Below are 10,951 nucleotides of genomic sequence, written 5' to 3' on the forward strand. Positions count from 1 at the left end.
AGGGCGAGGTCGGGGCGCTTCTCCGGGCTGAGCGCACCGATCCAGGCGATCAGCGGCCCGCCCTCGGGCAGCCCGAGAGTCGCCCGGGCGGCAGCCTTCTCGGCAGGGCCGGCCGGAGGCGAAAAACGCTCCGCAGGACGGGCGTTGGGCAGCACGTGCAGTCGGCGGGCGGGCAGCCGGAATCGGGTGCGCAGCAGCTCCACGGCGTGCGGCGAGATCGCGGCGACGGCGGCGGCCCGGCGCAGGAACGCGCCGACCCGCAGACGCCGGGCGGGAGTCGACGTCCAGTGCCGGGGATCGCCGATGTTCACGTAGACGAACGGGGTGCGGGCGGCCAGCAGCCCGAGCGCGCACGCCTGCAGCGTGGACGACCCGTGCGCGACCACCACATCGGCCCGGGCGGCCGCCCGCCGCAGGGCGCGCAGCGTGGCCGGGTGGTGCCGCGACGGCCCCAGCACGGCCACCGGATCGGCCGGATCGGCGTCCGCATGCGGGTGCAGGGCCACCAGCTCGGACGTCTGCCCACGACGCGACAGTTCGCCGTGCAGGTCGCGGGCGAGGCGCTGCGCGCCCCGGGCCCGCGGATCGGTGATCACGTGCAGGACGCGCGGCTCGGCCATGCGCCCGACCCTACCGAGACACCTCGGACCGGCGGGCCGGGTTCGGCCGACTGCCCGCCTCCGGCCACGGGTCGGCACGATGCCCCGATGGCGCAGCGGCAGTCCCGCGGTGCGGCCGGGCGGCGCCGCTTGGCGTGACTCAACTCCTCTGCGCTTCACCGACCGGGCCGGGCAGGCCGGCGCGCTGCGCGGCGACACCACTGGCGCCGACCTGTTCACCCTGATGAACGCCGCCGCGTGGAGCCGCGAGCACGACACCCGCGAGCAGGCCGACCGCCTGCTCGAACTCGCCCTGGCCGGCATGCTCGCCACCACTCCCCCGCCCGCCTGCGAGTAGCGCCCATCAGCTGACGGGTTTCGCGGACGCGGGCCCTCCGGGGCTGGGATGCTGAGCGCCGGTCAGGGGGTGGCCCGGGCGAGGGGGTGGCTGCGGTGCGCGTGGTGTACGTGATCGACAGTGTGAGCCGGGTCGGTGGCGCGGAGCAGGGGCTGGTGGCGATGGCTCCGCTGCTGGTGCGCGCGGGCGTGGAGCTGCAGGTGGCGTTCCTGAAGGAGTCGCCGGGCGGGTTCCAGGAGGAGCTGCGGGCGGCGGGCGCCGAGCCGGTGCCCGTGCTGCGCGGCTCGCGCCCGGCCCGACTGGCCGCGCTGCGAACCGAGTTCCGCCGCCGCCGCCCGGACCTGGTGCACACCACGCTGTACGAGTCGGACGTGCTGGGCCGCCCGGCGGCGCTCGCGGCCCGGGTGCCGGTGGTCTCCAGCCTGGTCAACTCCGCGTACGGGCCGGAGCACCTGCGCGCCCGCGGCCTGAGCCCGTGGAAGGTGCGGGCCGCGCAGGGCGTGGACGCGCTGACCGCGCAGGGCGTGCGCCGCTTCCACGCGCTGACCGACCACGTCGCGGACGCGATGGCGGCCCGTCTGCTGGTGCCGCGCCGCCGGATCGACGTGGTGCCGCGCGGCCGCGACCCGCAGCTGCTCGGCACGGCGACCCCGCAGCGGCGGGCCGCGGTGCGGGCGGCGCTCGGGCTGGAGGACGAGGTGCCGGTGGTGCTGGCGGCGGCCCGGCAGCAGTACCAGAAGGGCCTGGACGTGCTGCTGTCCGCCTGGCCGGAGGTGCACGCGGCCCGACCGGACGCGGTGCTGCTGCTGGCCGGCAGCCAGGGCGCGGAGACGGCCCGGCTGGAGCAGTTGGCGGCCCGGACCGAGGGGGTGCGGTTCCTCGGGCCGCGGGACGACGTGTTCGACCTGATGGCGGCGGCGGACGTGTGCGCGGTGCCCTCGCGCTGGGAGGGGCTGGGCAGCGCCGCGATGGAGGCGATGGGCGTCGGCGTGCCGCTGGTGTGCGCGGACGTGCCGGCGCTGCGCGAGACGGTCGGCTCGGAGGACTACGCGCTGCTGGTGCCGCCGCAGCGGCCCCGGGAGTTGGCCGCCGCGCTGCTGCGGGCGCTGGACGGGCCCGGCGAGGCGCTGGTGCGGGCGAAGGCGGCCCGGGCGCGTTTCCTGACCAGGTTCACCCTCCAGCAGGTGTCCGCCCGGATGGTCGAGTTCTACGAGCGCGCACTGGCCTGACGGTCCAAGGGCGGTTCGCCCGCGGAGCGAACCGGACCGCTTGATGACGTTTCGTCAGATTGTGTGCAGGCGTCCGGAATACGTCCACAGCTTGGTACCGGAATCGCCAAAGCGCTTGCGTCGCAGGTCCGGGCCGGGAAGCATCGTTCACCGGGGATGTGGTCTGGGGGGACCGTCCAACTGCGCGTGGCCGCAGCCGTGGAACACCGTCCGTGGGGCGGGTCGGCGCGGGCGTCGGGACGAGGCGAGGGGAACCAACCGGTGGAACCGGCAAATCTGTTCACCGTTCTGCGGCGGTACTGGCGGCTGCTGGCCGGGTGCACCGTCGCCGCGCTGATCGTGGGGTTCGTGCTGACGCCGGCCGGTGACGCGGTGGACAACGGCAAGTGGCAGTGCAAGGTGGCGATCACTCCCGTCGCGGGCGCGGCGGACACCGTCCGGGCCGACCAGGTGCTGTCGTACGCGCAGGGCTCGGCGGTGACCACGGCGGCCGCGCAGAAGCTGCACATCACGGACGTCGCCGGCCTGTCGGCGCGCCGCACGGTCACGGCCGCCTCCACCCAGATGCTGGTGTTCACCACCACCGGCCCGACCCAGCAGGCCTGCGCGGACCTGGCGGCGGCGCTGTCGGAGGCCACCATCACCGGCTACAGCCAGGAGTCGAAGAAGAGCGCCGACGAGTCGATCAAGCGGCTGCGCGCCCAGGCCGACACCCAGCAGCAGCAACTCGACGACCTGCAGAAGCAGTTCAGCCGGGCCAACACCACCGATCAGGCCAAGCTCCAGCCCCAGCTGTCCACCGCGACGGCGGCCCTGACCAAAACCCTCGGCGCCATCGCCGACCTGCAGAACTACAGCCAGACCGACGCGATCCAGCAGTGGGGCTCGATCGACGCGAAGGAGCTCGGCGGCAACCTGCTGACCTCGCCCACCCGCAGCGTCCGGCTCGCGCTGGCGGTGGTGCTGGGCCTGGCGCTGGGCGTGGTGGCGGCGCTGATGCTGTCCCGGATGGACACCCGGCTGCGCACCCGCGACGGCGCCGAGGAGGCGTTCAACCTGCCGGTGATCGGCGAGATCCCGCTGCTGTCGCGGCGGCTGCGCCGGCTGCGCGAACCGCTGGTGACGGCCCGCCCGGAGGACCCGGCGACCGAGGCGTACCGCTCGCTGCGCTCCACGCTGCTGCTGACCGGCCCGCGCGCGCTGTCGGCGCAGCTCGGCCAGGGCGGCCTGGACCCGGACGACCGGCGGGCCCGGCGGGCCGCCGAGCCGGCGCCGGTGGTGCTGGTGATGTCGGGGCGCTCCGGCGACGGGCGGACCACCACGGTGGCGAACCTGGCGGCGACGCTCGCCGAGACGGGCCGTCAGGTGCTGGTGCTGGACTGCGACTTCCGCCAGCCGGGCCTGCGCGGCCACCTCGGGGTGGGCGACGGCCCGGGCATGGCGGAGCTGCTGTCGGGCGAGCAGCTGCCGGACCCGGTGGACCTGATCCGCCGCACCAACGTGCCGGGCGTGGCCCTGATCACCGGCGGCAACACCACCGCGTACCCGGCGGCGCTGGTCCTGCGCGCCGGGGAGGTGCTGAAGCTGGCCCGCCGGCACGCGGACGTGGTGCTGATCGACTCCTCGCCGCTGCTGCACGCCAACGACGCCTACGACCTGGTGCAGCACGCGGACGCGGTGCTGGTGACGGTGATGGCGGGCAACGTCCGCCCGGAGGAGGCGGACCGGGTCTCCGAGCTGCTGGCCCGCACCGGGGTGCCGGTGGCGGGCGTGGCGCTGCTGGGCGCGGAGGGCGCCACGGGGCGGCGCAAGCGGACCCTGCGACCGGGCCGCCCGCCGGCGAAGGGCTCCCCCGCGAAGGCCGCGCCCGCCGCGAAGAGCACTCCGCCCGTCCCCGATCCGCAGCGCCGCGCCGAGCCGGCGCCCCGGGTGGAGCCGCAGCGCCGACCGGGCGAGCACCAGCGAGCGGCCGATCCGCGGCCGGCCGCACCCGGGTACGGCGAGCCGCCGGACCGCCGGGACGGGGCGACCAGCTGGGGCCGCCGGCCGGCCGAACTGCCGCCGGAGGAGCCGGTGGAGACCACGCTGCAGCTGCGCCTGGGCGAGGAGCGGTGACGGGCGGGCCGGCCCGGGTGCTCTGGCTGGCCAAGGGCCTGGGCCGGGGCGGCGCGGAGCAGCTGCTGGTCAACTGCGCGCGCCACGTGGACCGTTCGCGGTTCGCGGTCGAGGTGGCGTACGTGCTGCCGCACAAGGACGCGCTGGTCCCGGCGCTGCGCGCGGCCGACGTCCCGGTCCACTGCCTGGGCGCCGCGCCGGGGCGGCGCTGGCCGCTGCGGCTGCGGGCGCTGCTCGCCGAGCGCCGCTTCGACCTGGTGCACACCCACATGCCGGTGCCGGCGGTCGCCGCCCGGCTGCTGGCGGGCCGTCGGAAGCTCGTGCACACCGAGCACAACCTGTGGGAGCGCTACCGCCTGCCGACCCGCTGGGCCAACGCCCTCACCTACCGGCGCAACGACGCGGTGATCGCCGTCTCGCACGCGGTGGCGGCGGGCATCGGCCGCCGCCGGCCGGACGACGGGTGGCTGACGGTGGTGCACCACGGCCCCGACCTGGGCGACGCCCCGGCGGGCCCGGCCGCCCGCCGCGCGGCCCGCGCCGAACTCGGCCTGCCCGAGGACGCGTTGGTGATCGGCACGGTCGGCAACCTGACCGCGAAGAAGGACCAGGCGTCGCTGCTGACCGCGTTCGCGCTGCTGCGCCGTACGCGTCCGGACGCCCGGCTGGTGCTGGTCGGCGCGGGCCCGCTGGAGGCGCGGCTGCGCGAACTGGCGGGCGACGGCGTGCTGTTCGCGGGCTCCCGGGGGGACGTGCCGGCGCTGCTGCCGGGCTGGGACGTGTTCTGCCTGAGCTCGCGCCAGGAGGGCCTGCCGGTGGCGCTGATGGAGGCGATGACCACCGGCCTGCCGTCGGTGGTGACCAGGGTCGGCGGCATGCCCGAGGTGCTGGACGACGGCGTCGAGGGCCGGCTGGTGCCGCCCGGCGACCCGGCCGAACTGGCCGCCGCACTCGGCGGGTTGGCGGCCGATCCGGGGCTGCGGGAGCGGATGGGCGCGGCCGCCCGGGAGCGGTCGAAGGCCTTCGACGTGGCGGGCGCGCAGCGGGCGATCGAGCGGGTCTACGCGCGGGTGCTGGCACGCTGAGTCCGGAGGGGACGAGCACGACGTGAGCGGTGAACTGACGTACCGCCGGCTGGAGTCGGCGGACGTGCCGGCGGTCCTGGAGCTGTTGACGGCTTCGCTGGCGGGCGGCCCGACGGGGCGACGCAGCGCCGAGTTCTTCGACTGGAAGCACCGGGCGAACCCGTTCGGCGCCAGCCCGGGCCTGGTGGCGCTGGCGGCGGACGGGCGGCCGGTGGGGGTGCGGCTGTTCCTGCGCTGGTCGTGGCGGGGCGCGGGCGGCCGGGAGGTGGCGGCGGTGCGGCCGGTGGACACCGCGACGCACCCGGACTTCCAGGGCCGCGGGATCTTCCGCCGGCTCACCCTGGCGCTGCTCGAACAGGTCGCCGGCGAGGCCGAGTTGGTGTTCAACACGCCGAACGGCAACAGCCTGCCGGGGTATCTGAGGATGGGCTGGCGGGAGTTGGGCCGGGTGCCGGTGGCACTGCGGGTGGCCCGGCCGATGTCGTTCGCCCGGGGCGCCCGGGCCGCGCTGGCCCGCCGGCCGGGCCCGTCGGGGCCGCCGCGCTGCGAACTGCCCACCGCCGCCGACTGGTTCGCCTTCCCGGACCCTCGGCTGCGGGAGCTGCTGGCGGAGCGGGCGCTGGCGGACGCGGCCGAGACGCGGCTGCACACGGTGCGCACCGCCGAGTACCTGGCCTGGCGGTACGGGGCCGCGCCGGGCCTGGACTACCGGGTGGTGACGGTGGAGCGCGGCGGCGAGCTGGTCGGGCTGGCGTTCGGCCGACCGCGGCGGCGCGGCCCGCTGGCCGAGTTCACCCTGGCCGAGCTGATCGTCCGCCCCGGCGACCGGGCCGCGGCCGGCCGGCTGCTGCGGGACGCGGCCGCCGCCGGCTGCGACCACGCGGCGACCCACCTGGCGCCGGGCACCGAGGCGGCGTCGGCAGGCCTGCGGGCGGGCTGCCTGACGGCGCCGCGCACCGGCATGGTGCTGGCCGCCCGCACCCCGGCCGGGCCGCTGCCCGCCGAACACACCCTCGCCGACTGGCGGTTCAGCCTCGGCGACCTGGAGGTCTTCTGATGCCCGCGGTGCCGCCCGCCGCCCGCCCGTGGCCGCCCCGGCTGCGGGAGGCGGCCCGGCGCGGCCGGCCGACCGCGCTGGCCTGGGCACTGGTGATGGCCTACGTCTCGGTGTTCGTGCTGGCGATGGTGCACACCTCGTACGACACCTGGGGGGCGCTGCTGGTCGCGCCGGCGCTGATGGCGATCGGCACGCCGATCCTGGCCCGGGTGGCGGCGAACAACCCCGAGCGGGGCGTGTTCAAGCTGCTGATCGTGGCGATGGGCGCCAAGCTGGCCTGCGCGTTCCCGCGCTACCTGATGGCGTTCGTGCTGTACGGCGGTGCGGCGGACGCCAAGATGTACGACCAGAAGGGCTCCGACCTCGCCCAGTACCTGACCACCGCCGACCTGCTCGGCGGGCTGCACTACGACCTGGGCATGAAGGTCGCCGGCACCGGGTTCGTCATCATCGTCACCGGGGTGGTCTACGCGATCACCGGGCCGACCCTGGTCGGCGGGTTCCTGGTGTTCTCCTGGCTGGGCTTCTGGGGGCTGCTGTTCTTCTGGCGGGCCCTGCAGATCGCCTTCCCGGAGGCCGATTCGCGGCGCTACGCGAAACTGGTGTTCTTCCTGCCCTCGCTGCTGTTCTGGCCGTCCAGCATCGGCAAGGACGCCTGGATGATGTTCTGCCTGGGCCTGACCACGTACGGCGTGGCCCGGCTGCTGGACCGCCGCTTCGGCGCGTTCGTGTGCATCGCGCTGGGCTCGCTGGGCACCGCGATGGTCCGCCCGCACGTCACGGTGCTCGCGGGCGCCGGGCTGACCGTCGCCTACGTGCTGCGCAAGCGGCCGCAGCAGGTGTCCGCGCTGGGGCCGCTGCGCACCGTGCTGACGGTGGCGGTGCTGGGCGTCGGCGTGATGCTGATGCTGCAGCAGGTGTCGACCTTCTTCGGCACCGACGGAACCGGCGGGGACGCCGTCAACCAGGTGCTGTCGGAGACCTCGCGGCGCACCTCGCAGGGCTCCTCGGTGATCAACGCCTCGACCGCGGAGGACCCGGCGCCCGCGTTCAGCCTGAACCCGGCCCGGCTGCCGGTGTCGGTGATCAGCGTGCTGTTCCGGCCGTTCCCGTTCGAGGCGTCGAACATCCAGAACCTGATCCAGTCGGTGGAGTGCTTCGCGCTGCTGGTGATGTTCGTCCGGGCCTGGCCGCAACTGGCCCGCATTCCCAAGCTGTTCGTCCAGCGCTCGTACGTCGCCTTCACAGTGGTGTACACCCTGCTGTTCTGCTGGGCGTTCTCCACCATCAACAACATGGGCATCCTGTCCCGCGAGCGGGTGCAGGTGCTGCCGCTGGTCCTGGTGCTGCTGGCGATCCCCCGGCCGGCCGGCGCCGGCCGGGTGCCGCGCCGCCGCCGCCCGCCCGTGTGGCGGGTGCAGCCCGGCCAGTGGGGCGGCGGCCCGGGGCCCGAACCTCCGGTCGCCGTCGGCGCACCGGACCCGTACCGAACCCAGGGGGGATCGACCACATGACGACCGACCAGCTGCGCCCCGCCGTCCTCGACGGCGCGCCCGCCTTCCCCGACGGCCTGCCGCTGACCCGCGTCCGGGTGCCCGACCGCGAACGGCTGCTCGGCCGGCTCGCCGAGGTGCTCGACTCGGGGATGCTCACCAACGGACCCACCGTCCGCCAACTGGAGGACGAGGCCGCCGAGTTGCTCGGCGTTCCGCACGTGGTGGCGGTGTCGAACTGCACGGCCGGCCTGATGCTGGTGCTGCAGGCCGCCGGAGTGGACGGCCGCCGACCGGTGCTGATGCCCGGCTTCACCTTCTCCGCCACCGCGCACGCCGCGCACTGGGCCGGCGGCGCCCCGCTGTTCGCCGAGGCCCGCGAACAGGACATCACCCTGGACCCGGCGGACGCCGAGACCCGGCTGAAGGCCGCCGACGCGCCCGCCGCGCTGATGGCCACCCACGTGTACGGGACGCCCTGCCAGACCGAGGAGCTCCAGCGGATCGCCGACGCGGCCGGCCTGCCGCTGGTGTACGACGCCGCGCACGGCCTCGGCTCGGCCCGCCGCGGTGTGCCGATCGGCAACTTCGGCCTGGCCGAGGTGTTCTCGATGAGCCCGACCAAGGTCGCGGTGGCCGGCGAGGGCGGCCTGGTCGCCACCCGCGACGCGGCGCTCGCCGCCACCCTGCGCACCGCCCGCGACTACGGCAACCCCGGCGACTACGACACGCTCTTCCCCGGCCTGAACGCCCGGATGAGCGAACTGCACGCCGCCGTCGGCCTGACCTGGCTGGCCGGCCTGCCCGAGCGGGTCGCCCACCGCGGCGCCCTGGTCGCCGAGTTCGCCCGCGCCACCGCCGGCCTGCCCGGCCTGCGCCTCGCCCTGCCGGAGGACGGCGACACCTCCACCTTCAAGGACCTCACCCTGATCCTCGACGCCGACGCCTTCGGTCTGAGCAGCCGTCAACTGGCCGCCGCGCTCAAGGCCGAGGGCATCGACACCCGTCGCTACTTCCACCCGCCCGTGCACCGGCAGCGCGCCTACGCCCACCTCGGGCAGGCGGCGCAGCTGCCGCGCACCGACCGGCTCGCCGACTCCGTGCTGACCGTCCCGCTGTGGTCGCACATGAACGCCGCCACCGTCCGCCGGGTCGCCGACGCGGTGGTGCGTGTCCAGTCCTTCGCGCCCGAGGCACGGGCCGTCCTGGGCGACGTCTGAGCGAGCCTCGCAAGACGGTTCGGCGATTAGTCGGATCAGGTGAACTCGGTTGGACCGCCGGGAGGTTGGCCCGTCAGGATGGCGGACATGTTCAAGGGATTCCGCAGCTTCCTGCTGCGCGGCAACGTGGTCGACCTCGCGGTCGGCATCGTCATCGGCGCCGCGTTCACCGCCGTCGTCACCGGTTTCGTCGCAGCCTTCCTGACCCCGCTGGTCGGCGTCGCCTCCGGCGCCGTCGGCGACTTCAGCAAGGAGACGTTCACCGTCGCCGACGTCACCTTCCCGTACGGCGCCTTCCTCCAGGCGCTGATCAGCTTCGTGCTGGTCGCCGCCGTCATCTACTTCGCCGTCGTGCTGCCGGTCGCCCGGCTGCAGAACCGCTTCAATCCGGTCAAGGACGCCCCGGTGGCCAAGGTCGACTGCCCCGAGTGCCTCAGCACCGTCCCGGCCGCCGCCACCCGCTGCGCGCACTGCACCAGTGAGCTGGCCGGCCGCCCGGGCTTCCCGGCCCAGGCCACCGCCCCGGCCGTCACCCACTGAGCGACCACCCGCACCACCCGCACCACCCGGCCCGGACGGCGCCCGCCGCCCGGGCCGACGCCTGTCCGGAACCGACGCCCGACCACCGGCGTCCGACCCCTCCGGCCCCGCTCCGGCCGGTGAGATCCGGCCGACGGTATTAACAGAACCTTTACTGGCCCTTTCCCCGCCTCCAGATGAACCTTTTACACCTTTCCGACCGGCGGATCGCCCACGGACCATACGTCGGGGATGGCCGAAATGATCCGACTGTTCGCCCAACTAGCTCCGGGATTGTCCGATTTGAGCCCGCGAAGACTCTGTAAACTGTTGAAGTCCGGGCCCTCCCGCTCTCCTCAGCAGGCATGCTGTGGGCTTACGGTATGCCCCATGACCTCGCCCCGCTCCTACGACGGAGTCGGCTACCCCTCTCCGTCCTTCTCCTCCGGCACGCCCATCTACGACAGCCTGGTCGCAGAGCGGGGCATCCCGCAGATCGCGCCCATCAACGTGCCCCCGGCCCACTCGGCCCCCACCTGGTCCGCCGCCTACGGCAGCGGCCTCACCGACGGGTTCGGCACCGGCGGCCTCGGCACCGGCTTCGACTCCCCCGCGTCGAACCTGCCCGCCCTGCCGCCGGCCCGCCTCGCCCTCGGCCCCGGCCCGAGCAGCAGCCCGGTGCCCGCGCCGCACATCCCGGTGCAGCCCGGCTACGCCGCCGCGCCCGTGCCGCCGCAGCCGTTCATGCCCGGCCAGCGCCCGATGGCCCCGGCCTACCCGCAGCCCGCCCAGGCGTACCCGGCCGCCCCGGCGAACTCCTTCGCCGCCGCGCCGCAGGGCTTCGCCCCGCAGCAGTTCGGCGGCCAGCAGTTCGGCGCCCAGCCGGTCGGCCAGCAGCAGTCCTTCGCCGACCAGTCCTTCGGCGGCAACACCCTGCGCCCGGCCCAGCCCAACCCGCCGCAGCAGTACCCCCAGTACCGCCAGTACCCCCAGGCGGGCTGACCGGATCGATCGCAACTCCCCTCCCCACAGGGGCAAGGTCTCACATCTCCACCCCGGTTCCCCGCGGCCCGCCACAGGGCCGCGGGGAACTGTCTTTCCCCCGCGGAACTGCACGTGGGGGCACGGGAACGCCGGTGAAGTCCGCCCACGACGGGCTCTGGCAGGATGGGCCGCATGCCGAGCCTGCACTCCCTCCACCTGTACCCCGTCAAGTCCATGTACCGCCTCAGCCCGCCGTCCGCCGACGTGCACCCCTGGGGTCTGGCCGGCGACC

The 10,951-nt window shown here is 75.1% G+C and carries 10 protein-coding genes and 1 pseudogene; 10 read left to right on the plus strand and 1 reads right to left on the minus strand.

What is annotated here, in order from left to right; genetic code table 11:
* On the minus strand, positions 1-620 hold a 620-nt coding region (locus tag IEZ12_RS28005), incomplete at its 3' end, for a glycosyltransferase (protein WP_189275757.1).
* Between the two features lie 79 nt (positions 621-699).
* Here IEZ12_RS28005 and IEZ12_RS28010 point away from each other — a divergent pair.
* The 10 genes and pseudogenes from IEZ12_RS28010 to IEZ12_RS39285 all read left to right on the plus strand — a co-directional run.
* Positions 700-957, plus strand: coding sequence for an SbtR family transcriptional regulator (locus IEZ12_RS28010; protein WP_189275758.1), 258 nt, complete (start codon positions 700-702; stop codon positions 955-957).
* Between the two features lie 95 nt (positions 958-1,052).
* Entirely contained in the window at positions 1,053-2,186 is a 1,134-nt protein-coding gene (locus IEZ12_RS28015; RefSeq protein ID WP_189275759.1) for a glycosyltransferase family 4 protein, read from the plus strand.
* 261 nt (positions 2,187-2,447) lie between these two features.
* Complete coding sequence (locus IEZ12_RS40435; RefSeq protein WP_189275760.1) at positions 2,448-4,301, plus strand: CpsD/CapB family tyrosine-protein kinase; 1,854 nt, start codon at positions 2,448-2,450, stop codon at positions 4,299-4,301.
* A complete protein-coding gene (locus tag IEZ12_RS28025) occupies positions 4,298-5,386 on the plus strand; it encodes a glycosyltransferase (RefSeq protein WP_189275762.1) in 1,089 nt (362 codons plus the stop codon). Before IEZ12_RS40435 ends, IEZ12_RS28025 begins: the two co-directional genes overlap by 4 nt.
* Positions 5,387-5,408: 22 nt before the next feature.
* A complete protein-coding gene (locus IEZ12_RS28030) occupies positions 5,409-6,443 on the plus strand; it encodes a GNAT family N-acetyltransferase (RefSeq protein ID WP_189275763.1) in 1,035 nt (344 codons plus the stop codon).
* Entirely contained in the window at positions 6,443-7,957 is a 1,515-nt protein-coding gene (locus tag IEZ12_RS28035; protein ID WP_189275766.1) for a hypothetical protein, read from the plus strand. The genes IEZ12_RS28030 and IEZ12_RS28035 overlap by 1 nt, the downstream gene beginning before the upstream one ends.
* Entirely contained in the window at positions 7,954-9,156 is a 1,203-nt protein-coding gene (locus IEZ12_RS28040; RefSeq protein WP_189275767.1) for a DegT/DnrJ/EryC1/StrS family aminotransferase, read from the plus strand. The genes IEZ12_RS28035 and IEZ12_RS28040 overlap by 4 nt, the downstream gene beginning before the upstream one ends.
* A gap of 87 nt (positions 9,157-9,243) precedes the next feature.
* The gene (mscL, locus tag IEZ12_RS28045) at positions 9,244-9,696 is read left to right on the plus strand and encodes a large conductance mechanosensitive channel protein MscL (RefSeq protein ID WP_189275768.1); all 453 of its coding nucleotides are present in this window, start codon (positions 9,244-9,246) and stop codon (positions 9,694-9,696) included.
* A gap of 369 nt (positions 9,697-10,065) precedes the next feature.
* Entirely contained in the window at positions 10,066-10,677 is a 612-nt protein-coding gene (locus IEZ12_RS28050) for a DUF6643 family protein (protein ID WP_229848172.1), read from the plus strand.
* Positions 10,678-10,851: 174 nt separating this feature from the next.
* Positions 10,852-10,951, plus strand: a pseudogene (locus tag IEZ12_RS39285) (MOSC domain-containing protein); the annotation flags it as partial.

This window comes from Kitasatospora griseola (assembly GCF_014648555.1).
GTDB lineage: Bacteria > Actinomycetota > Actinomycetes > Streptomycetales > Streptomycetaceae > Kitasatospora > Kitasatospora griseola.

Excerpts from the sequence above, each read along its gene's own strand:
- IEZ12_RS28010 (WP_189275758.1), top strand. The coding sequence starts at position 700 with ATGCCCCGATGGCGCAGCGGCAGTCCCGCGGTGCGGCCGGGCGGCGCC.
- IEZ12_RS28035 (WP_189275766.1), top strand. The coding sequence starts at position 6,443 with ATGCCCGCGGTGCCGCCCGCCGCCCGCCCGTGGCCGCCCCGGCTGCGG.
- mscL (WP_189275768.1), top strand. The coding sequence starts at position 9,244 with ATGTTCAAGGGATTCCGCAGCTTCCTGCTGCGCGGCAACGTGGTCGAC.
- IEZ12_RS28040 (WP_189275767.1), top strand. The coding sequence starts at position 7,954 with ATGACGACCGACCAGCTGCGCCCCGCCGTCCTCGACGGCGCGCCCGCC.
- IEZ12_RS28050 (WP_229848172.1), top strand. The coding sequence starts at position 10,066 with ATGACCTCGCCCCGCTCCTACGACGGAGTCGGCTACCCCTCTCCGTCC.